We start from the raw sequence: 22,791 nt of genomic DNA, 5'->3' as shown, positions 1-22,791 counted from the left end.
CCCAAATCAAAAAATCAAAAAATGATAACAGGGCTGCATCATATTACCGCTATTTCCGGTAATGCTAAGAAGAACTTTGATTTTTATACAAAGACGATGGGATTACGGTTTGTAAAAAAGACCGTGAATTTTGACGACCCGCATACCTACCATTTTTATTACGGCGATAAAACCGGTACACCCGGTACGATCCTGACTTTCTTTCCCTGGCAGGACATCATGACTGGCCGCAGAGGTACGCATATGGCCACTGAGATAGGCTATTCCGTTCCTGAAGGCAGTCTCGATTTCTGGCAGAAACGACTGGATGCCGCCAACATTATCTATAATAAACCTTCCGCCAAGTTCGGTGAAATTTACCTGACTTTCCTGGACCCTGACGGATTGAAAGTGGAGCTGACCGTTCCGGAAAGGACCGATGACCGTGTGCCCTGGGAAACTGCTGACATCAGCGCAGACAATGCCCTGCGTGGATTCCATCACGTAACCCTGACCCTTGACGATATTCAGCCTACGGCTGACCTTCTGGTATCTGTTTTTGGTTACCAGCTTGAAAAAAATCACGCCAACCGTTACCGTTTTAAAAGCCCTGCCGGTGATACCGCCAATTATATTGACCTGGTAGAAGCGAAAGGCGAACAACGCGGACATGTGGCTGGCGGCAGCATACATCACATCGCTTTCCGCATGAAAGACGATGCCATGCAGGAATACTACCGGGAGAAAATCGAAGCACGGGGCCTTCATGCCACACAGCAGCTGGACCGTAAGTACTTCCGCTCCGTGTATTTCCGCGAGCCCGGTGGCGTATTGTTTGAACTGGCCACAGACACGCCCGGCTTTGCCGTTGACGAACCGGTGGACCAGCTGGGCACGCACCTGATGCTGCCCGAACAGTATGAACCACAACGGGCCGAGATAGAACAGAAACTGATAAAACTGGATTAAGATGGATTTTAAACCCATGAAATATATATACCAGCCTGCAGCCAACAAGGACGCTTATACGTTGTTGTTGCTGCACGGGACTGGTGGCGACGAACAGGATATGCTGCCGCTGGCGCCGGAACTGGCGAAGGACTTTCATATATTGAGCCTTCGCGGCAATGTGCAGGAGCACGGTATGCCCCGGTTCTTCCGCCGGCTGGGCATGGGCGTATTCGACGAACCGGACGTGCACTTCAGAACACATGAAATGGTGCATTTTCTGAAAGAGTTGTCGGCTAAAGAAGGATTCGATCTGCAAAAGCTGGTAGCCACCGGTTACTCCAACGGCGCCAATATTGCAGGCGCAGTGTTGATGCTGTATCCCGAACTGCTGGCCGGCGCCATTCTCTTCAGGCCTATGCAGCCGCTGCATGGCATCGAGGACCCGTTTGAAACGAACCGTCAGCAGCCCGTTTTCATGAGTTCCGGCAAAATGGACGGTACCGTAGACCCGGCCGCCACAGCCGCCTATGCCACGCTGCTGACAGCCAACGGTTTTCGCGTAAGCAGCTATGACATCAACACAGGACATAATTTAACTCAACAGGATATTGACCTGGCCGCTGGCTGGGTGCAAGAAAATTTCCGGTAAGCAACACATCATGGACGAAGAAGTAAAAGTAAGTATCGAAGGAATACCGTACCAGGTCTCTATTTCAGCCCGGGACCATCGCTGGCTGGCAGATGAACCAACAGATATCAACGGCGGAGACACGGGGCCCAATCCCGGTGAACTGTTGCTGAGCAGCCTCGGTTCCTGCACCGCCATCACATTGACCATGTACGCGGCACGGAAAAAATGGCCCGTGGAAAAAATAGATATCGCTCTCCGGTTCGACAGCGCGGCCAAGCCGGACCCAGCCACCACCGTGATCGAATGCCTGGTACACATTACCGGCAACCTGGACGAAGCACAACGAAAAAGACTCTTGGAAATAGCCCACGCCTGCCCCATTCATAAACTGCTTACCAACCCCGTTATTATCAATACTAAAGAAGATTGATATGAAAGACATTACCAAAAAATACAGCAACGGTGAAGTCACCATCGTATGGAAGCCGGAAGTATGCAAACACTCTGAAATATGCTTCCATGGCCTTCCCGAAGTATTCGATCCGCAAGCCAAACCTTGGATCAATGCTGATGGCAGCACGACCGACCGGATTGTGCAGCAGGTAAAAAAATGTCCATCCGGCGCACTGACCTTCTATCTGAATGATAAAGCGGAAGAGGCAGCAGAGATCTCCGCCACCAGCCTTGCAGAAATAGTACCTAACGGCCCACGGCTGATTTACGGCAACGTCGTGATTAAAAATACGGCCGGCAAGGAAACACCGTTCCACATGGTAACCGCCATGTGCCGCTGCGGCAGCTCCTCCAATATGCCGTACTGCGACGGTACCCACATCACTATCGGATACAAAGACAATCAATAACTATGGAACTTACCATTCAACAAAACACTGAAAAACACCAGTTTGAAACAACCGTAGACGGACATACCGCTTTTATCGTATACAAACTGTTTCCCGGCGGCATCGCTTACATCCATACAGAAGTGCCACCTGAACTGGAAGGCAAAGGCATCGCCTCTCAAATGGCCAAATATGTGCTGGATTATGCGAGGGAAAACCATCTAAAGGTAAAACCCCTCTGCCCATACGTACATGCCTATATGAAACGGCATCCGGAATACAATGATCTTCTCTGAAACGATAAATAACGAATTTGAGCGCCGCAAAGAGCACTCAAATTCGTTATTCAACATCAGTGATTTATTTAAGGGAAGACAGAATAGCTTTCGCTGAATCCTGGTGTGTTCTCAGTGTGGGCAGTATTTTACCGGCCCAGGACTTTAACTCAGGGTCCTGCAGATTGTTGGCAGCGTTATCAAATTCCTTTACGTCCTTATCGTGGTCATCCACCATCATGTTCATATAATCTTTATCAAACTCCTTCCCGTTTTTCTTACTGAGTTTATCAATATGGTCCTTGGTTTCTGTAGAGAGCTCAGCTGGCAGCGCGATAGTCTTTTTACCAGCTAGTTCTTTCAACTCTTCATTCGCTTTGGAGTGATCATTGACCATCATCGTGGCAAAAGCCTTCACCCTTGGATTCATGGCTTTCTCCTGCGCCAGCTTACCCATTTGTACCTCCATCATACCGCCATTAGCCGCTTTCACGGCAAACTCAGATGAATTATTATCCACTGGTTTCACTATTTCATTGACATCCTGAGCTGAATCTACCGGCTTCTCGCTTTGGGGATTAGGATTGTTGTTGCACGATGACAACATCCACGCTCCCAACACGGCCGTAGCCAATAAGGTTATCTTTTTCATAGTCTCTGAAATTTATTAGGTTTATAAAAGACACACCAGGTGCCTTTTCAATACGTAAACGTATATGTGAAAAGACACCCGAAGTACAAGATCTTCACAGTATCAGTTGCGCAAATTATTGCGCATTCTTAATAGCCCTCGCAGAATCCAGGTGCATCATCACTATTGGCAGCGTTTTTCTGGCCCATTCCCTCATACTGATACTTTCCAGATTACTGGCAGCATTGTTAAAATCCTTCACATCCAGGTCGTGGTTATCCACCATTTCAGCGATGTATTCTTTCTCAAAACGTTTCCCGCTTTTTTGGCTTAGTTTGTCAATAGCTTTCATCCCCGCTGCAGACAGGTCTGACGGAAGTGCAATCTTCCGTTTCTCAGCAATAGCTTTAAGCTCCTCATTGATTTTGGTGCGGTCATTTACGGACATGGTGGCGAAGGCTTTCACACGCGGGTCTGTAGCTTTCTCCAACGCCAGTTTACCCATTGCTACTTCCATCATACCGTCATCGGCAGCATTTACAGCGAAGCTGGCAGACAGGGAGTCAATAGATTTATCCGCTTTATTAATGGCTTCCGCCGATTCAGCCGGGGTTTCACGTTGACGATTATGCTGAGTATTATTTCCGCAGGACGACAGCATCCCAATGCCCAACAGTACCACAACAAAAAAGGTAGTCTTTTTCATATCCATAGAAATTATTGGGTTTAAAACGGAATAACCGCAAAAGGACTGACAAAAAACGTGGGGCAAACACATGCATGAAGATGCAGCATAGCAGTCACACGACAAGGAAGAGGTCACCAAGGGGAAACGGGTGGTGTAAGCGCTGTTGTAGAGGCTTTTCCCCAGTATGTAAAAGAAAACTGCCGGAAGTTTCCGGCAGTAACAACTATTTATGCAGTATCAACTATTTATTGAGCCTGAGCAATGGTATAAAGCACAAATATCACAGCGATGATCAAAACAATCAATCCGACGATCTTAGTCCAGCTGTAAGGCCTGTCCCCGGTAACTTCACCCGTACTCGCGTTAACGACAAAATGATACAGCTTGTTGTTATAACGGTAAGCGCTCAACCAAACCGGCAGCAGGATGTACTTTAATCCGAGTTGGTTATAATTGACGTTATAACTGTCGATCATTTGTTCATCACCACCGATGTCATCGCATATTTCATTCCGGATAACCGGGTCCATTCTCTTTTTGGCGATAGCCAGACCCTGTTCAGCATCGGTCTGATACAGCTCAGCCCGGAAACCGCTCAGATAGCGGCCATCATAGGCTTTGAGCTGGTCCAGATGCCAAGGCTCCAGTATTTCCGCCATTTTACGCGGCAAGGAAGGACTTGCCGTTACCAGCACATCACGGAAGGAATTGTCTACCACCCCGGACGTATCATACCAGGCAGTATGCCGTACCTGGCGGGTACGGGTTTCTGTTCTGCCGTTGACTTCTTCCGTATAGGTTTCTGTGGTGTAATAGTATTCACCACGCCGCCCTCTGTAGGAGGTCACCGTGTCTGTATCGTAGCTCCAGTGGGGTATGTAAATCCCTTTTAGCTGATGAAAGGACGTGTCTTTCACTTTCTTCACCAGGTCTGAAGGCGCAAACCAGAGCTTGCCCATCCATTGCTGGAAGAACTTGCCGGCTTGTTTATCATCCACCACAAAAGGTAATACATAGTGTGGCTGCAGAATAGCCGTGGTGGCCCCCTGCTGCACTACCAGCGGCGACGCACAGAAAGGACATGAGTCCGCCGTCACGTTAGGCAACATGGTAGTTGATGCTCCACAACTGGTACATTTCACCACGACGGCCTGTTCGGTGTCTTCCGTATGACGTTGCAGATCGGTGATGAAAGCATCATAATCAAAGGCGTGGATGCCTTGGGGTGTAGCTTCTTCTTCAATGGTATTGACGGTACCACAATACTCACATTTCAAGCTGTTGGTGCCGGGCGCGTAATGCAGGATAGCACCACAGTTCTGGCATTTCAGCGAGGATACCGTTTCTTTGGTTTTTTCCTCAAAAGACATAGGAATATTATAATGAGTTACGCATGATACCCGGCATTTTTGTCTGTACGGGCATCATGCGTATAAGAAGATTAGTTTCAGGGTAATGGTGGCGGGATGGTAGCCAATACCGGCGCCAGTTCAGGCACAGCAGATGCAGCTGCCCAGGCAGCCATACCTGTTTTCCATACCAGCGTCTGATGCTGCAGTCCACCGGAAGCAGCCAGCTGACGCAGTTGGTCCATGTTGTAAGGACCTGCCTGTTTACCATCAACAGCCACAAAGAAAGGCTCTGTGCCCGGCAATGGCGGAGGTACGCCCGGACCGCCAGCAGCAGGCTGCTGGTTCCCCTGGTTGTTCTGGAACACATTCCCTACCTGGCCCATCATGGCGGCGCCCATACCAGCACCCAGACCGGCTGCTGCCAGTCCGCCGCCGGACGGATTTTCCGCTGCTTTTTCCATGGCGTTGGCTGCCTGGAACTGCGCATAAGCGCCGAGGTTGCCGACAATACCCATGCTGCTGCGTTTGTCCAGTGCCTCTTCCACTTCCGGAGGCAGGGAGATATTTTCAATCAGGAACTTCGTCAGTTCAAGGCCCAGTTCATTGAACTCCGGCCGTATTTTTTCGGTGATCAGCAGGGATACTTCATCGTATTTAGCTGCCAGGTCGAGCACCGGGATTTTAGTTTCCGCAATGGCGTCCATACCACGGGATACGGCAAGGTTGCGCAGTTGCTCGTTGATACCGTCAACAGTATATTCCGGGTTGGTGGCCGCGATTTCTTTCAGGAACTGTGCTGCATCTTTCACGCGGAAAGCGTAGCTGCCGAAAGCGCGCAGGCGCACCGGGCCGAACTCGGCATCGCGCAGCATCACCGGGTTTTTGGTACCCCACTTCTGGTTGGTGAACTGCCGCATGCTGATGAAAAACACATCCGCTTTAAAAGGGCTGTTAAACCCGTATTTCCATCCCTGTAATGTGGTCAGAATAGGCATGTTCTGTGTTGTCAGTGTATACATGCCGGGCTGAAAAACATCCGCTATTTTACCTTCGTTCATAAAAACGGCCACCTGCGATTCTCTCACCGTCAGCTTGGCGTTCATTTTTATTTCATTCTGGTAGCGGGGAAACTTCCATACAATGGTGTCAGCGGACGAGTCGGTCCACTCAATAATGTCAATAAATTCATTCCGGAGTTTATCAAATATTCCCATGTTAACAGGTTTTTAGAAACATCTCCGCCAAATGTATAGAATTATTTACAGGAAATGCTAATAATGAAACGTTATAATTTCAGCAACCTGGCGTTGATAGCTACTATGACGGTACTCACTGTCATCAGTACCGCACCGGCAGCGGGGCTTAGCAGTATCCCCCAATGATAGAGCACTCCGGCCGCCAGCGGCATGGTGATCACGTTATAGCCGGTAGCCCAGGCCAGGTTCTGGATCATTTTGCGGTAGGTGGCTTTACCAAAACGGACCAGGCTTACGATGTCCTGCGGGTTACTGTTGACCAGTACGATACCGGCTGTCTCCGCGGCAATATCAGAGCCGGAGCCAATAGCGATGCCGATATCCGCCTGTGCCAGCGCCGGCGCATCGTTGATACCGTCGCCTGTCATAGCCACAAACTGGCCTGCGTCCTGCAACTTCTTGATAGCTTCCAGTTTCTGGTGCGGCAGCACTTCCGCGATATAGTTATCCAGCTGAAGTTGTTGCGCCACGGCAGCCGCTACTTTTTTATTGTCGCCGGTGAGCAGCACGCTGGCAATATGTTCTTTTTTCAACGCCTGGATAGCAGGCAATGATTCCGGCCTGATTTCATCCGCCAGTACAATGTAACCTGCCGGTTGACCGTCTACGATCACGAAAGACAACGTACCGGTATCAGACTGCTCAACCGCCGCCTGTTGCGGAAACTGTTCTTTCGCATAAGCCGGGCTTACTACCTGCACTTTTTTCCCGTTGACAGTAGCGCTGATGCCTTTACCCGCCATCGCCTGCATATCGCTGGCAGCGGGTATCTGCACGCCTTCCTCACGTGCCTTGTCTACGATGCCGGTGGCAATAGGATGTTCCGACTGTTGCTCCACAGCTGCTGCCAGCATCAGCACTTCCTGTTTGCTGAAACGGTTGTCCAACGTTTCCAGTTGTACTACCTGGAATTTACCTACGGTGAGCGTACCGGTTTTATCGAATACCAGTGTGGTGATTTTACGGGCATTTTCGAAGGCTGTCCTGTTTTTTATCAGTAGTCCGTTTTTGGCCGCCACGGTGGTAGAGCGGGCCACCACTAAGGGTACGGCCAGTCCCAGCGCGTGAGGACAGCAGATCACGATGACCGTCACCATACGTTCCATCGCAAAAGAGATAGACTGTCCGTCGATACGCCAGTAGGCAAAAGTGGCGATACCTGCCACCATAGCGATGATGGTCAGCCACCGCGCCGCCTTGTCCGCCAGCAGTTGTGTATTGGATTTGGCCTGTTGCGCATCGTTGACCAGTTTGATCACCTGTGACAGATAGGAAGATGCCGCGTTATGAGATACTTTTACATGCAATGCCTGATTACCATTGATTGATCCGGCTATAACCCTGTCGCCTGTACTTTTTTTCACCGGTTTGGATTCGCCGGTCAGCATAGATTCATTCAGGTAACTGCTACCTTCTGTTACGGTACCATCAGCAGCTACTTTTTCACCGGGTTTTATCAGCACGATATCACCGGGCTGCAGGCTGTCGGTCTTCACCTCGCGGATATTCCCGCCTTCCACCAGGTGGGCTTCCGCCGGCATAAGCTGTACCAGCAGCTCCAGTTCGCGCGAAGCGCCGGCAACAGATTTCATTTCAATCCAGTGTCCCAGCAACATGATCAGGATCAATGTAGCCAGCTCCCAGAAAAAGTCCATGCCCTGCAAGCCAAAGAGTGTGGCTACACTGTACACAAAAGCTACAGTGATCGCAAAGCCGATGAGCGTCATCATACCGGGGTTACGCATCCGCATCTCAGACCACCAGCCGGAGAGAAATGGCCATCCGCCATAGAAGAAAATCACGGCAGACAAACCGCATAAAATGTAATTATCGCCAGGAAAACTGATATTCAGCCCCATCCAGTGCTGAATCATTTTTGACAACAGCATGACCGGTATGGTGAGCACCAGCACCACATAAAACCGTTGGCGGAAATCACGGATCATGGCATGATGATCGTGCCCGGCATGAGCACCGTGACCAGCATGACCTGTATGTTGATGTTGTGTATGTTGAGAATGGTCCTGATGCTCCGTATGTTCCGTATGCTCATGGACGTGGCCGGCGTGGGCGTGGGCCTCCGGCTCCCGATCGTGATGATCGTGGTCCATGTGCATATGCATGTGTTGGTGTTTTTCCATAGCGATTCCGGTTTTAAATATTACAACTGTGTGTTTTAATTGTTGTAAAGTTGCCGAATATATCGCCGGAAGTTTTATATAATCCGGGAAGAGATTTACAGGATTATGGGATGCTGAGGTGTTGCATCCATTTAGCTGCCAGCGCCGGCCACACTTCCGCGGCACTGTTACCCGGACGAAGACCGTAACCGTGGCCACCTTTGGCATAAAAATGCAGCTCCGCCGCTACACCGGCATCACGCAGGGCACCGGCCATAACAAGTGCGCTGTTGCCGTAGGTATCATCAGCAGTAGCAAAGAGAAACATAGGTGGTGTTTGTTTATCGATCGTCAGTTCCGGTGTCAGTTTACGCCCTTCTCCTTTATCGAGATAAGCAGGATAGATCAGCATTCCAAAGGCTGGCCGGGCAGAAAGTGAATCTGCTTTATCTACCGGCGTATAGGTTTTAACGTTATACTGCGTAGACGCTCTCGCGGTCAGGCTTCCACCGGCTGAAAAGCCCATCATGCCTATTTTTTCAGGGTCCAGTTTCCAATCTTTCGCACGACTGCGTACTATACGCATGGCACGCTGTGCGTCCTGCAATGCTCCTGCCTCTTTTTTCGGCACACGGTATTGCAGCACAAACGCCGTATAGCCCAGCTGATTGAGCCATTTAGCAATTTCATATCCTTCCAGGTTGATCGCCAGGATATTGTAACCACCACCCGGACAAACGACCACGCCTATATTTTTGGCATGAGCCGGGTTGGCCGGATATACTTCCAATATAGGATCTGTCACATCAGTAAGGCGAACAACGCCGCGGCTGGTGTCGGGCGTGGCGATGGCTGCATGACGTACAGCAGTTTCGCCAGGTACGGCGCCAGGCCATAAATGAATGGTTTCTTTGTGTTGGGCCTGTGTCATGGCATATGGTGCAAGCATCAGCATGAAGATAATAAACGGTTTCATAACGGGAATTTCGGGTGTAAGCAAATGTAATAAACCTTCCCCGCAAATAAAAGGGACGGCCTTCCTGAGAAGACTGTCCCACCATCTAATCACCACTGAATTTTTTCCTTATCCTATCTGTTTAAATTGCTTTGAACGTAAGCACGATGGTACGTTGGGCCGGATCATCCTTAAAATGTCCGGTACCGGTTACCTTATAGCTGGTACTACTGATCTTTTCCGCGCGGTAGGTACCTATGAAATCATCATCTCCCCTGCCTTCCATGGTACCATCCTCTTTGAGGTTCCAATTGAAAGTCCGCCGCTGCGGGTTTTCCGCAGAACATTTGGTGGCGCCTTCATCTTCAGCACCGGTGCCATTTGCAAAATATTCCGTGAAATCATCTGTCATGCAGGCGGGCAGGATTGATAAAATATCTGTAATCACATGGCCTTCGCCGTCGTCCATACCGGGATTGGCGGTATACGCGGACATTTGCCATTTTTTGCCAACAAGGAATTCTTTGAAGGAAGGATCTTTGGGATTATCCTGCTTGTTTTTTTTGCACTGGGTGAACAAGAGCATAGCTGCGATGGCACAGAGCGCCATCCCTGTTTTGGGGAACCATTTTTTCATGACTAAGTGTTTGTTTATAATGATGCAAACCTACGATAGCCGGCCTGCCGGGGTTTCAGTAGAAACACTTAATTGAAAAAACAGGGAGTTTATGCAGGTGGAACAGCAGCTGCCCCACCTGCGGATATGATATCTTATTTAACGCATTGAAGCCACGCTTCCGCCATCAGCTGGGCGCCGGCTACGCTCGGATGCACACCGTCCGGTGTCCAGTAGGCCGCTGGCGCTGCCTGAATAGCCTTATCATAGATAGCCTGATAGGGAATAAAAACAGCCTTGTATTTGTCGGCCAGTTCCCGTGCAGCCGCGCGGTATTCATTAAATGTCGGGTACCATTTGTCGTCTACCGCCTTCACGCCTTTTACGGCATAAGGCTCACCGATGATGAGCTGCACATCCGGCAAGGCCTGTTTGGTGCGGTTCAGCAGCTTGTCATAGTCATCGTGGTACACTTTGGAGGTGCCGTTGTAATTACCGTTGAGCGTATGCCAGAAATCATTCACGCCTACCAGGATGCTGAGCACGTCCGGCTTCAGTTGCAGACAATCCGCATCCCAGCGGTCAGCCAGCTGGAATACCTTGTTGCCACTGATCCCTTTGTTGTAAAACTTCAGGTTGTCACCCGGCCGCTTCAGCAGCAGATGGGCCGCTGCCAGGTGCGGATATCCGCCACCCAGTGCAGCGCCGTTATTGGCGTCCATGGCTTCGCGCTTGCGGCCAACATCAGTGATGGAATCACCCTGAAACAGGATAACCCCTTCTTTTTTCAGTGTCACTTTTTTGCTTTTGTCAGCAGACACGGCAGCAGACACGATATGGGGAATACTGATGGCAGCCAGGCTTCCCATGGATACGTTTTTCAGGAAATTTCGACGGTTCGATGAATTCATAACGGATTTTTAAAATAGTAAAGGGCTTCGCCGTAAACCCGGGAAGCCCTTAAATCTATAAAAAGATTCTGATTTTTTTATACAAAAGCGCTGTACCCCGTAATGGCCCTGCCAACAATGAGCGAGTTGATTTCTTTGGTGCCTTCGTAAGAGTAGATCGCTTCCGCATCTGCCACAAACCGCGCCACGTTATACTCCAGCAGGATACCATTGCCGCCCATCACTTCCCGGGCGCCCCGCACCACATCGCGGGTACGCAGCGTACAAAATACTTTGGCCAGGGAAGCATGTTCATCTTTCAAACCACCTTCATCCTGTATCTCCGACAGCCGGTATACCATCGTCTGCATAGCTGTGAGATTAGACAACATCTCCACCAGGTGGCCCTGTATCAGCTGGAACGAGGCGATGGGCTTCCCAAACTGCTCACGGGTACGGGTATACGCCAGTGCATTCTCATACGCGCCACGGGCGCACCCTACTGCTTCCCAGGCCACACTGGCCCGTGTCATGCGGAGCACGCGACTGGTATCCCGGAAGTTGTTCGCCCGCTGTAACCGGTCAGATTCGGCCACGCGGCAGTCTTTCATCGTTATCAGCCCATTCTGTACAATGCGCAAAGCCATTTTATCATGCATCTTTTCTACCGATAGCCCGGGCGTACCTTTCCTGAGCAGGAAACCTTTCACCTGGTTGTCGTCCACATCCCGCGCCCATATCACGATCACATCAGCGAAGGTGGCATTGCCGATCCACTTTTTCTGGCCGTTCAGTACCCAGGTGTCACCTTCCCGTTTAGCCGTGGTAGTGAGACCGCCCGCAGCACCGGAGCCAACTTCCGGTTCTGTCAGCCCGAAAGCGCCGATAGTATTCAGTTGTTGCATGCCCGGCAGCCACTCGTCTTTCTGGGATTCGGACCCCAGCATATAGATGGCGCCCATGGCCAAACCGCTCTGCACCCCGAAGAAGGTAGCGATGGAAGCATCTACCCGCGCCATTTCCATGGCAATGATACCTTCCATCAGGTAGCTGCGGTTAGGACAACCGTAGCCGTCGTACGTTACACCGCAAATATTCAGCTCCCTGAATTTGGGAATGATCTCAAATGGAAATTCGGCCTTGAGCCAGTATTCATTTACAATAGGCTGTATCTCTTTTTCCATGAAGGCACGTACCTTCAGCTGCAGCGCCCGGTCTTCTGCATTCAAACGGCTACTGATATCATAGAAATCTCCATCCACCGGCGGTAGTTTCTTCTTACTCCCTCTGCTGGTCAACATTTTCATCAGGCCGTTCAGCTGGTTATCATCCATTTTAGCGACAGAGGCCATCACCTGCGACAGATCTACTTTCTCCGACAGCTTTGCCAGCATTCTAAAATCGATGCTCTTCAGCAGATGATAGGCGTTCTTCAGTTTTGTGAAAGTTCCGGACATACTACATGGTTTTATGTGAAAATACGAATTGCGGGCCAAAGCAGGAACGATGCATGTATCATTCCCGCTTTGGCCCGCTGCCAAATTGATGTGTTATATATTTTATGGCTTGACGAACTTCCCTTCCGGTGTGACCTGCAACGTAGTAGCCGCCAGCTGAATGGTGACCGGCCCCGTTAAGTTGGTCACAGGATGCGCTTTGTCTTCTCCTGTTTCCATTGGTATCTTCACTGCCTGGTAAGCCGAAGCTTCGGGATAGTTATACAATACGTACCGGTCAAGGACCTTCCTGGTGTCGTCTGTAGTAAACAGTTCCGCCAGCTGTTGTTGATCATGTTGGTAGAAGTGTACCCACACCAGTATACCAAAGGGCATTCGGTCCTGTATACCAAATAATATTTCTGTAATATGCTCCCCTTCTTTTTTAGAGAGTTGTTCTTTGTTGTGCTCAAATATGGCTTTCAGCGCGGGAAGAGAATATGCGGGGACAGCAAAGGTAATACCGCGGATTTCCGGCTGAAACTTCCCTGCCGCGTCCAGGCGATAAGTGATGAGCCGTGTCTCAGTACTTGTTAGTTCCCACGAGGCCATCTCACCATCATTCAGGTTAGATTCTTCTACAGTGATGCTTCCATCCTGCTGAATTTCGGCGTTCCTCCAGTGTCGTTCAATTCCTTCACCTGAAAGTCTTCCATACAGGGTCTTTTGATCGGTGATGCTGCCATCAGGCTTGCAGGCCATCACCTGCACAGCGGTGTCAAGATCAGCTCCATCATCATTTGCAGGGCCATAAGCGTATAGTAGTAACAGTGGTTTCCCCGGAGCGGTGACTTTGCCGTAGTGGTAAATATTCAGCTTGTCGTATCCTATTACTTCCTCATAGGAAAACCAGGGAGAAAGGTGTGATACCTCCCGAAGCTTTGCGAATACAGGGTTACCTACTGCGAGAGGCAGCTGCAAAGCAGGGAAACGGGAAGTATATTCTTCAAACGAACCCTTTTCCATGGGAACCGCCTGGATAGTTCCTTCGGCAGTCAGTACATATTGCCGTACCTGCGATCTGCCTGTCGAGCGCGCTTCCCTTACTTCAATAGTGGTATCATTGAACATCACAGGCCAGCTGCGCAGATCCTCGGATCCCCCGGCCGCTGTTAAACGGAGGGTTCCCACTTCCTGACGGGCAAGTTCTTTTCCATCAGGCGTAAACGTTACCAATAATTGCGATGATAGTACAGGGTTATTGGAATCAAATTCATACGATGCTAATACGGCGACAAACTTTCGGTCACCTGCTAGTTTTCCGGCGGCAAAATGTTCATACTTCCGGTCATTGAATGGGCCAGGAGTTGTCTCACTGGCTACATATAAAGAGCGGTCTTCAGATTTTATGACCGGTAACTTCTCCAGCCATGATTTTATTTCAGCGGTATTGGTACTGCTACTATCAGTTCCTGTTTGCTGTTGCCCCTTCTCAGGAGCACCACAGGCAAACAGGAACAACGAGGTTAACAAAGGCAAATAATGTTTCATGCGGCTGATTATTAGTTACGTACCTCAAACTTTCCCTGCGGGGTGATCACCACCAGCTTATCTTTCAAGCTCATCATAGCAGTACCTTCCAACTTTGGTTGCTTTACCGCTATGTCATCTTTTTCTATTTCACCTTCCACCGAAACATTGTCATGAGCTGATGCTTTCTCGTAAGGTATTTTCTTCAGGTTGTTATAGGCCACATAACGGTCGAGGACCCGCAAATCGGTGCCCACCGTGTAAATTTCCACCAGCTGCTCGCTACCATTATCATAAACGTGCAACCGCACATAAATGGTTTCATCCTGGCGAATGGTAAACATGGACTGATCAAATTCAGTGTCCATGTCCATCGTTCCGTTGTAGTTGTTCCGTCTTGATGCCAGCATTTCTTTCAGGCCAGCCGGCGTAAAGTCGTCAGCAATAAAATTTCTGCCCACCATCTGCCGTTTGAACCTGGCGCCTTCACCCGGTGTGTATTTCATGTCATCTTCCAATCTGTAGGTAAAGAACAGATCGCCTCCAACGCCTTCATCATTGGTCTCTTCCGTCACACTGATGGTACCGTCTGCCGCTATAGCAGCATGGCTGGACGATTCATAATATCCTTCAGAACCGGTATACCCGTTCAGTCTTACGTGGCTGCTTTCTTTCCCGTCCGGCGTATAGTACACCAGCTGTACAGTGGAATCCATTACAGACTCCCCGCTTTCCAGCGGCCCTGCGGTATACAGCAGGTATACCCCTTTTCCGGGAAGATTGATCCTCCCGTAATGGTACAATTTAATTTTCTCGAAATAAATCAGCTCACTGAAATCATAGTAAGGCGTAAGCAAAGACACCGGCTGTAAGCCGATCATGCTCCATTGAACAGTAAAAGGCGTAGTCAATGGCTTAAAGCGGCCGGCATACGTATCAAAGGAAATAGTTTCCTGGGGCACTGCTTCCACCAATCCCTGATCAGTGATCCGGAACTGCTTTATGCGGGCTTTACTTTCTCCGTCAGTAGCGTCTTTCTTCCGGGTATACCAGCTTTCCTTTACCCAAAAAGTGGTGTCGTTGATAAATTCCGGCCATTTATGAACAGCATTGCTTTCTCCGTTTTTGGACTCTTCTTTCTCCATGCCTATCTCCTGCCGGGCAATTTCCTTTCCTTCCGGGCTATAGATCAGCAACAGCATGATGGAGTTCTGGTCGTCTTTCTTGTAGATACATTGTGCTGCAATAGCCACATAGTTTTTATGGCGGGACAAAATACCGGCAGCAACACTGTAAAATCCGCTTTGCGCGAAAGGCCCGAGGGTACTATCAATGTTTTCCAGGCCATAGCTGTACAACGGCATCTCAACGGGCTTCAGATGTTTCAGCCATCCTTTAAAATCAAAAGCAACGGTTTTAACACTGTCGGCAACAGGTTCTTTGGCGGCACCGCTATTATTACATGAAAAGAATGCCATTGCTGGCAACAGGATTAACAGACTCGCTAATCTTCTCATAGGGAGGTTTTTTGGGGTGGCAAGATAATAAATTATGTGATACATCAATCCAAATGGAAACCATGAATCCAATCTAACTGGAAACCCTGAACGAAATTCGCCGGTGGCGGTCCCGTTCAGGGTAAGCCGTTTTATCAGGGGGTGATGGTAAAGCCTTTACGCAGGCGGATGTCTTCCGGGGAACTGCCGATATGTTTGTCCGGCAACGCCAGATGATCAGGATGGAGCATTTTATCTTTGAGCACCCGTACTGATCTGTTTATACATATTTAATACGCCATTCAAGCACCCCTATAGTAACCCAGGGGTAAAGGTGGACTTGATGCGGGAGTGTTCTTTGGAGGTATAGGTTTAATGAAATATAACAGGAAGGATGGAGAAGATGCAGGACATGCACGTAAAGGCAGCAGGCTTCAGGTTAAGCCTGCGGGCAGTAGGTGGGAGCATGTATAGTTCAAAGGGAGCTATGTTTGTTCATCAGTATACAGTTGCCAGGCAGGAAATGGCTTATTCCCGCTGAATGACAGGGAGCAGGAGTGGCACTGAGGCAGCGGCGGGTATTTTTTCTGACAGCAGTTTTAACCCGGGGAGTTCCGGACAGATCTGTTTGTGCAGGACCTCCGGCAGAGGTTGTGGCGGCTCTGCTGCAATAATATCAGCGGCGAAGTATTTCGTGTTGCAGGAAGGAACATGGTCCTGTATACCTCTTACCTGTAGAACAACGATCAATGTTCCTTTGCCCGGTACGTCCACATTACATGCTGCTCCTTTAAAATCTTCTCCGGTTTTTACTGTGAGTACAGCGCTTTCTGTACCTACTACCTGGTGTGTAGCGAAATGGATACGGGCGGCGATCACCTTTATTTCCAGGCTGTTGATGCCTTTGCATGCAGGTAATGCCTGTGGCGAAATGTACAGGATACCATCATGGGAAAGCCTGGGTGCATGGATGAGAAACCTGTCTGTCCCCGTATGCCGGTTGAACCTGAAGCCGGTAATGCTCCTGATGTTATTACCGGTGGCGGGAATGAGTGCGCTGGTCAGCCTGTTGATATGCCCGCTATCGCAACCAGCATCCAACCTGCCGGAGAAAGCACTGCGGATGAGCGCTCCTTTTCTGCTGGCCATGCCAAATCGTTGAGCGGCCCTGCGGGTCGCTGCCGTCTGCCGGACGTATGAAGGCATGCTTCGCAGGAAGTGTTTGCCATTACGCCTGTAACCGATCAGGTTGCCGAGCCTGCCGGTGAAGGTGATGATAGAAAGCTGTTTTGCCATAACGAATGATACTGATGATAGCTAAAGATAGCATTATCAGCAAAAGCCATTTGATGGCTATACTGAAGATTATCCAATAGCAGGGGCTGGCTGCAGGGAAAATATTCAGGCGGAGTGCATCAGGCATTAGATATCCGTTAAAGCCGGGTGAACCAGGTTTAGAAAATTTTGAAAATACACAACAAGAAAACAGATACACCGCTTTTCGGTCCCCAACTTTTTAACTTGATCCTAAATAATGCCGAAAATTGCACCGGTATTGGGTAAGATTATGCAGAAGGCAAAAAAAACGGTTGCATAGAGAATATGCAACCGGTGGTAACTAAAAAAACACAAACTAAAAACTGAAAGGACATTACAGCATATAAGTTAATGGACTATACAGCATATAGGCTTAGGCGTTATATATAACCTATAACGCGGATTTTAACAGAACCCCCTATCGGGAGAAAATAAAAAATTGCCTACATTAGCGGGGATCAATTCACTACTAAACTCTATGAAGGTTAAATGATAACATCACCTTCTTATCAAGCATATAATGAGCTTTTCCATTCTCTATACAGTGAACTGTGCAATTACGCCAGCAGTTTTCTGAATGATGATGCGGCAGCTGAGGATGTAGTACAGGAGACCTTTATCCGGTTGTGGCAGAAACACCGGGAGCTGATCGGGATACCAAATATCAAGGCCTATCTGTATAGGGCAGTACGTAATAATTCTATTTCCGTATTGCGCAAGCGTACCGCCGAAGAAGCGGGCAACAAGGGCTTTGAATGGGTGGCTGATGTCAGCGAAGACCCGGATGCACGCGAAATATCGGAGGCCAAACCGTTCTACGAACAGCTGATCTATGAAGCAATAGCCAATCTCCCGCCCCAGTGCCGGGAGGTGTTCACCTGTTGCCGGCTTCAGGGGATGACCCATCAGCAGACTGCCGACAAACTGGGCCTGTCAGCCAAAACCGTGGAAAACTACATGGGACGCGCACTTAAAATATTGCGTAAGTACTTGGGACAGTACGGGTTACCGGTATTTTTATTTTTCTTGTTAAAATTTATTAACAAATACTAGGGGGTGTAAGCCATTCCTTACGTTTTAATGTCAGAGCACACACTGTATAACATGGATACCTACATATATGAAATAATTGCCAAACAGCTGTCATCCATTTCCACATCTGAGGAGGATGCTATTCTTCAGGAGTGGCGGGAGGCTTCCCCCGAAAATGAAGCTGCTTACGCAAAGTCTGTCCAGATATGGCAAGACGCTCCCCGCAGCCTTAGCCTTTCCGGATCCAAACGGTTTGATACTGCCGCAGCCTGGAATAAGGTAGACCAGGTCTTGCAGCAGCCCGCCACACCTGCTAAAACCATCCGGATGTCTGTGGTTAAGCTCGCTGCCGCCGCAGTCCTGCTTATATCCCTCAGTGTTGGCGCCTGGTGGATCGCCAGCCGTCCTTCCCTGAAAGTACAGGAACTGGCTGCCAACGATGGTAAAATCCGCAGTATTGAACTGGCCGATAAATCAGTGATCACCTTGCGCCCCGGCGCCAGGATTAAATATTCCGAAGGAACCGAGCGTGTAGTGACCCTGGAAGGTGAGGCCTTCTTTGAAGTGGCTACCGACCCCCGCCACCCTTTCCTCGTTAAAACACCCAACCAGTCTGTTGTTGAAGTACTGGGTACTTCTTTCACCGTAAAAACAGCCGACGCCCATACCACCGTGATTGTTTCTTCCGGCAAGGTAAAATTGGGCATGGAAAACGATACTTCTTCTGTAATCCTTACCAGTGGCCAAAAAGGCACTTGGGGAGATGGCCAGTTGAGCGCTGTCAGCAACGACAATCCCAACTTTATGGCATGGAAAACAGGAATTTTGCAATTTAATGATCAATCACTTGTTGAAATATTGCCACAATTAGCCGATTTTTACGGCAAAGTCATCAGGATTGAGGATGGCTATCAGGCTACTGCGGCACAGCAAAAAGCTACGATTAGCTTCCAAGACCAGTCTTGCGACGAGGTTTTGCATGAATTACAACTATTGCTTGGTTTCAACTACAAACAAGAAGGCGATACGATCGTCATCGGCAAGTAGACGGATAAACTACTTTATTACCTGGATATTTAACTGCTTGCTGGTGCTCGCGCCCGCGGCAGTTTTGCGTGCGCAGTCCCAGGAAGCGCCCATCCTGCAGCAATCTTATACGCCTCCCGCCCGGGAAGGTTCCATCCTTTTCTTTATCCAGGACATCCAGCGCCAGACTGGTATTAGTATCTCCTATAGCTCCAGCTTCCTGCATCTCAACAAAAAAGTGCAGCTGACTGGCAACGAACACAGTACCGGCCAGGTACTCAATACCATCCTGCAGGGTACCGGCATACAAGCAGCGGCTATCAACGGAAAAATATTCCTGCTGCGCGAGTCCTCCCAGACCCAGTATTATACCATCAGCGGATTTATCAAGGAAGAAAACAGCAAGGAAGTGATCATCGGCGCGTCGGTTTATGACCCGGTGACCCGCCGCGGCGCTATCAGCAACGCTTACGGCTTCTTCAGCGTGCAGGTGCCCGATAGCTGCACCAGCATTACGTTCTCCCATGTGGGCTATGAGACTTATATGCTGCCACTGCCCCTTTCGGAAGCCCGGCAGATGGAGGTTTATATGAAACCACGCAACCCGCTGCAAACGGTGGTGGTCAATGGAGACCAGGACTCTGTCACCCTTCAGGCGGGCTACATCAAAATGCCTGTCGGGTATGTGTCCAATTTCCCGGCCCTGCTGGGAGAAAAAGATGTGCTTAAATCGCTTCAGCTTTATCCCGGCGCCAGCAGCTCCCTGGAAAGCAGCAGTAACCTGCTGGTCCGTGGTGGCAATGCTGACCAGAACCTTTACCTGCTCGACGGTGTGCCGCTCTATCATACCGGCCACCTCTTCGGCCTGTTTTCTGTTTTTAACGGAGATGCTGTGAAAGACGTGTCCCTGTACAAAGATGCCTTCCCCGCCCGCTACGGTGGCCGCCTCTCCTCCGTGGTGGACATCCGTACCCGTGACGGCAATATGAAGGAATGGCATGGTAAAGCGACACTCAGCCCCGTATCCATCAGCACTGAACTGGAAGGCCCGCTGGTGAAAGATAAAAGCGCCATGTTCCTCTCCTTCCGGCGGTCACTGATTGACGCCTATGGGAGGGAGCTCACCCGTCGATACGGCAAGTACGCGCTTTATGACGTGAATTTTAAGCTTAACCAGCTGATCGACGATAAAAACAGGATCTATCTCAGTTTTTATAAGGGGCAGGACAATATGTTCATCCCCAGAGAGGTGATGGATTTCAACCTGCTGGATGATTACAAATTCGCCTGGAGCAATATTACGGCTGCCCTGAAATGGACACGCGTGATTTCTCCGAAGGTGTTTACTAATACCACCGCCACCTACAGCCGGTTCGTCAACCTCTTCTCACAACGTTCCGACTTCAAGCTTTCCAGTGGCGAGCCTCTTCAGATCAATGGCAAAGGCGTATCCCGTGTCCGTGATATTGCCCTGCACAATGAAACCGAATATACCATCAGTAACATTCAAAAATTGTCTTTCGGCGGAGGCTATACTTATCACAACTTCGCCCCTACTGCCTACAGCACCAATTTAGATGGTGGCGATGCCATAAAGCGCCCGGCGCCTAAATACTACATGTCTGAATTCACGCTTTATGGTGAAGATGAGCTCCGCCTGTTTGACGACCGGCTGACCCTTCGTCCCGGCCTGCATTTCGGCGCCCTTGCCCAGAGCGGCTCTTTTTACAGCAGCCTGCAACCCAGACTGATGGTACGCTGGGACTTGCCCCAACAACAATATGTGCAGGCCTCCTATGCGCACATGACACAGTTCATCCATCAGTTGACCACACCGGTCATCAATCTCCCTACCGACCTGTGGGTACCCAGCACGGAAAACATCAAACCGGAAACCGCATTCTCCTATAGCCTTTCCTATCAAAAACAATGGGGGAACAAATGGCGGTTTAATGTCAATCTGTATTATAAGCTGCTGAAAGATATTGTGACCACCAACACGGTGCTCAACATTTTTGATAACTCAGACCAGTGGGAGAAAAAAGTAATCAGCGGCAATGGATATAATTATGGCAGCGAATTGCTGCTGGAAAAGAATACAGGAAGACTCACCGGTATCTTCAGCTATACCCTTTCATGGGCATGGCGGGAGTTCCGTGGGTTCAACGGCGGGAAAATGTATCCCTTTAAGGAAGACCGGCGGCATAATCTGTCCCTGGCCCTCAAATACCGCCTGAAACCGGGCTGGAACATCTCCGCGTCCTGGAAATTCGCCAGCGGCGCACCATTCACGCTGCCAGCGCAGATTTTCCCGGATTATGACTGGGGCCGTAATATCAATGGTCAACTGGACGGGCGCACCTCTCCCTTTGCCTATACACAACTCAACTATCTGCCTTTTATTACAAGGCTCAACGATTTCCGCCTTAACCCGGTACACCATCTCGACCTGGGCACCACAGTCTACCTCGGTGCCACCCGTTCTATCCGTCATACGCTGACAGGTGGTGTTTACAACGTGTATTCGCGCAGTAATCCCTTTATTGTCAGCTATGACCAGTTTGTAACAAACAATGACAGTGAAATTTATCCATTACAACTATACCAGTACAGCTTATTCAGGACCTTACCTTATATCAGTTATACGCTTAAATTTTAGTGATGAAGTATCTGTTTCAAATATGGTGCATTTTCAGCGTTGCTGCCTTAACAGGGTGTATACATGACTTACCGGTGCCTCCTTCCAGCGGCAAGCCCAGAGCGGTTGTGTACAGCGAGCTGGTGGCAGGCAGAAAAGTCGAAATGCGGGTGGGTAAAAGCAAACCGGTAGGCCCTGACATCAACAACGACTTTCCATCGGTGACCAACGCAGTGGCCCAGCTATTGAGCGCTGACAGCCAGTTACTGGAACAACTGCATTATGTGAAAGACACTTCCAGCAATATGGCTTTTTATAGAGGCAATACCCGAATAGAAGCCAATAAGAGCTACATCGTACAGGTGAAAGTGCCTGACACCAGAGATGTGGTCGCAAAGACCACCATTCCCCCTGGAATAAAAGTAGTTATGCAGGATACCGTGCGGACCACGCTGAACGGACGCCCTGTATTGCGGTTTCATTTCAATATACAGGCGCCTCCTGCCAATGGACGGCAGTTTATCGTGATGGAAGCACTGAAACAGCTGATACAGCTGGACACTATTTTTATCTACCGCAATGCGCGCTACCGTGTACGGGACAAACGGACCTTATACGACCAGGTTAAAAACGAACCTGGCCTGGTTTCCTTCAAAGACACCGTATACCTCAATAGTTACCTGCGCATTCCTGTGTACACGCAGGATGAAAATGCAGACAACAACCAGGTAGGCGGGCTCAATGAAAACTACAATAGTATTCTCTTCACGCAGCGGGTTAAAGCGCTCGATACGCGCCTGTATCTCGACGCCACCGCATTAACTGCAGAGAGCTCCGCGACGCCCCCGATCCCCATTGGCCGGGTACTGGTGAATGTAAAATCAGTAACACCGGAGTATTACGATTTTCTGCTCACTTATGAAAAGGTAAGGCGCAACCCAGGCCTGAACAGCCTGATACAGGCCATCCAGATACGCAGCAATGCCATCGGCGGGCTGGGCGTAATTGGCGGCTGCAATCAGGTCGCATATTACCTGTATTACGATCAGTTATAGTCCCACACCGGCTCCAAGCGGGCAAAGCGCACCAAGTATTCTTTGCGCCTGTTGCGCGCTTTGCGAGAACAATTC

22 protein-coding genes are annotated in these 22,791 nt (G+C 49.6%); 10 read left to right on the top strand and 12 right to left on the bottom strand.

All coding sequences use genetic code 11. From position 1 onward, the window contains the following. Window positions 1-21: 21 nt before the first annotated feature. From HHL17_RS18790 to HHL17_RS18770, 5 genes are read left to right on the top strand one after another with little or no spacing between them, the layout of a single operon-like run. The gene (locus tag HHL17_RS18790; protein ID WP_169226351.1) at window positions 22-948 is read left to right on the top strand and encodes a ring-cleaving dioxygenase; all 927 of its coding nucleotides are present in this window, start codon (window positions 22-24) and stop codon (window positions 946-948) included. A 1-nt stretch (window position 949) separates the two neighbouring features. Next, the gene (locus HHL17_RS18785) at window positions 950-1,579 is read left to right on the top strand and encodes an alpha/beta hydrolase (protein ID WP_206156088.1); all 630 of its coding nucleotides are present in this window, start codon (window positions 950-952) and stop codon (window positions 1,577-1,579) included. A gap of 10 nt (window positions 1,580-1,589) precedes the next feature. Beyond that, window positions 1,590-1,991: an OsmC family protein gene (locus tag HHL17_RS18780; RefSeq protein ID WP_169226349.1), complete on the top strand. Its 402-nt coding sequence runs from the start codon at window positions 1,590-1,592 to the stop codon at window positions 1,989-1,991. A gap of 1 nt (window position 1,992) precedes the next feature. Then, the gene (locus HHL17_RS18775) at window positions 1,993-2,424 is read left to right on the top strand and encodes a (4Fe-4S)-binding protein (RefSeq protein ID WP_169226348.1); all 432 of its coding nucleotides are present in this window, start codon (window positions 1,993-1,995) and stop codon (window positions 2,422-2,424) included. Window positions 2,425-2,426: 2 nt separating this feature from the next. Continuing rightward, window positions 2,427-2,699: a GNAT family N-acetyltransferase gene (locus HHL17_RS18770; protein ID WP_169226347.1), complete on the top strand. Its 273-nt coding sequence runs from the start codon at window positions 2,427-2,429 to the stop codon at window positions 2,697-2,699. 64 nt (window positions 2,700-2,763) lie between these two features. Here the strand turns inward: HHL17_RS18770 and HHL17_RS18765 are convergent, their stop codons facing one another. The 11 genes from HHL17_RS18765 to HHL17_RS18715 all read right to left on the bottom strand — a co-directional run bounded on the left by HHL17_RS18765 (window position 2,764) and on the right by HHL17_RS18715 (window position 15,669). Further along, complete coding sequence (locus tag HHL17_RS18765; protein ID WP_169226346.1) at window positions 2,764-3,330, bottom strand: DUF4142 domain-containing protein; 567 nt, start codon at window positions 3,328-3,330, stop codon at window positions 2,764-2,766. Between the two features lie 115 nt (window positions 3,331-3,445). Further along, window positions 3,446-4,015 carry a DUF4142 domain-containing protein gene (locus tag HHL17_RS18760; RefSeq protein ID WP_169226345.1) on the bottom strand — a complete coding sequence of 190 codons (570 nt, stop codon included), beginning with the start codon at window positions 4,013-4,015 and terminating at the stop codon, window positions 3,446-3,448. A 227-nt stretch (window positions 4,016-4,242) separates the two neighbouring features. Continuing rightward, window positions 4,243-5,367 carry a zinc finger domain-containing protein gene (locus HHL17_RS18755; protein ID WP_169226344.1) on the bottom strand — a complete coding sequence of 375 codons (1,125 nt, stop codon included), beginning with the start codon at window positions 5,365-5,367 and terminating at the stop codon, window positions 4,243-4,245. A gap of 77 nt (window positions 5,368-5,444) precedes the next feature. Continuing rightward, a complete protein-coding gene (locus tag HHL17_RS18750; protein WP_169226343.1) occupies window positions 5,445-6,563 on the bottom strand; it encodes an SPFH domain-containing protein in 1,119 nt (372 codons plus the stop codon). 71 nt (window positions 6,564-6,634) lie between these two features. Next, entirely contained in the window at window positions 6,635-8,746 is a 2,112-nt protein-coding gene (locus HHL17_RS18745) for a copper-translocating P-type ATPase (protein WP_169226342.1), read from the bottom strand. A 103-nt stretch (window positions 8,747-8,849) separates the two neighbouring features. Further along, window positions 8,850-9,701, bottom strand: a complete 852-nt coding sequence (locus HHL17_RS18740) for an alpha/beta hydrolase (protein WP_169226341.1) — start codon at window positions 9,699-9,701, stop codon at window positions 8,850-8,852. Window positions 9,702-9,822: 121 nt separating this feature from the next. Then, window positions 9,823-10,317: a hypothetical protein gene (locus tag HHL17_RS18735; protein WP_169226340.1), complete on the bottom strand. Its 495-nt coding sequence runs from the start codon at window positions 10,315-10,317 to the stop codon at window positions 9,823-9,825. 134 nt (window positions 10,318-10,451) lie between these two features. Beyond that, window positions 10,452-11,207 carry an SGNH/GDSL hydrolase family protein gene (locus HHL17_RS18730; protein WP_169226339.1) on the bottom strand — a complete coding sequence of 252 codons (756 nt, stop codon included), beginning with the start codon at window positions 11,205-11,207 and terminating at the stop codon, window positions 10,452-10,454. A 77-nt stretch (window positions 11,208-11,284) separates the two neighbouring features. Next, complete coding sequence (locus HHL17_RS18725; protein WP_169226338.1) at window positions 11,285-12,643, bottom strand: acyl-CoA dehydrogenase family protein; 1,359 nt, start codon at window positions 12,641-12,643, stop codon at window positions 11,285-11,287. Window positions 12,644-12,745: 102 nt separating this feature from the next. After that, window positions 12,746-14,173, bottom strand: coding sequence for a hypothetical protein (locus HHL17_RS18720; RefSeq protein ID WP_169226337.1), 1,428 nt, complete (start codon window positions 14,171-14,173; stop codon window positions 12,746-12,748). An 11-nt stretch (window positions 14,174-14,184) separates the two neighbouring features. Beyond that, the gene (locus tag HHL17_RS18715) at window positions 14,185-15,669 is read right to left on the bottom strand and encodes a hypothetical protein (RefSeq protein ID WP_169226336.1); all 1,485 of its coding nucleotides are present in this window, start codon (window positions 15,667-15,669) and stop codon (window positions 14,185-14,187) included. A 373-nt stretch (window positions 15,670-16,042) separates the two neighbouring features. Between HHL17_RS18715 and HHL17_RS18710 the strand changes: the two genes are divergently transcribed. After that, the gene (locus tag HHL17_RS18710; protein WP_169226335.1) at window positions 16,043-16,189 is read left to right on the top strand and encodes a hypothetical protein; all 147 of its coding nucleotides are present in this window, start codon (window positions 16,043-16,045) and stop codon (window positions 16,187-16,189) included. On the opposite strand, the gene HHL17_RS18705 is transcribed toward HHL17_RS18710, so the two are convergent. Beyond that, window positions 16,177-16,944, bottom strand: a complete 768-nt coding sequence (locus HHL17_RS18705) for a hypothetical protein (RefSeq protein ID WP_169226334.1) — start codon at window positions 16,942-16,944, stop codon at window positions 16,177-16,179. The genes HHL17_RS18710 and HHL17_RS18705 overlap by 13 nt on opposite strands. 510 nt (window positions 16,945-17,454) lie before the next feature. On the opposite strand from HHL17_RS18705, the gene HHL17_RS18700 reads away from it, so the two are divergent. From HHL17_RS18700 to HHL17_RS18685, 4 genes are read left to right on the top strand one after another with little or no spacing between them, the layout of a single operon-like run. Continuing rightward, window positions 17,455-18,018, top strand: a complete 564-nt coding sequence (locus HHL17_RS18700) for an RNA polymerase sigma-70 factor (RefSeq protein WP_169226333.1) — start codon at window positions 17,455-17,457, stop codon at window positions 18,016-18,018. 51 nt (window positions 18,019-18,069) lie between these two features. Next, entirely contained in the window at window positions 18,070-19,044 is a 975-nt protein-coding gene (locus tag HHL17_RS18695) for a FecR family protein (protein ID WP_169226332.1), read from the top strand. A 43-nt stretch (window positions 19,045-19,087) separates the two neighbouring features. Next, a complete protein-coding gene (locus tag HHL17_RS18690) occupies window positions 19,088-21,682 on the top strand; it encodes a carboxypeptidase-like regulatory domain-containing protein (RefSeq protein ID WP_169226331.1) in 2,595 nt (864 codons plus the stop codon). 2 nt (window positions 21,683-21,684) lie between these two features. Next, window positions 21,685-22,716 carry a DUF4249 family protein gene (locus HHL17_RS18685; RefSeq protein ID WP_169226330.1) on the top strand — a complete coding sequence of 344 codons (1,032 nt, stop codon included), beginning with the start codon at window positions 21,685-21,687 and terminating at the stop codon, window positions 22,714-22,716. Window positions 22,717-22,791 lie beyond the last annotated feature (75 nt).

Source organism: Chitinophaga fulva (genome assembly GCF_012927205.1).
Lineage (GTDB): Bacteria > Bacteroidota > Bacteroidia > Chitinophagales > Chitinophagaceae > Chitinophaga > Chitinophaga fulva.
The sequence above is the reverse complement of the archived record's forward strand: the minus strand, read 5'-3'. Positions and strand labels throughout refer to the sequence as shown.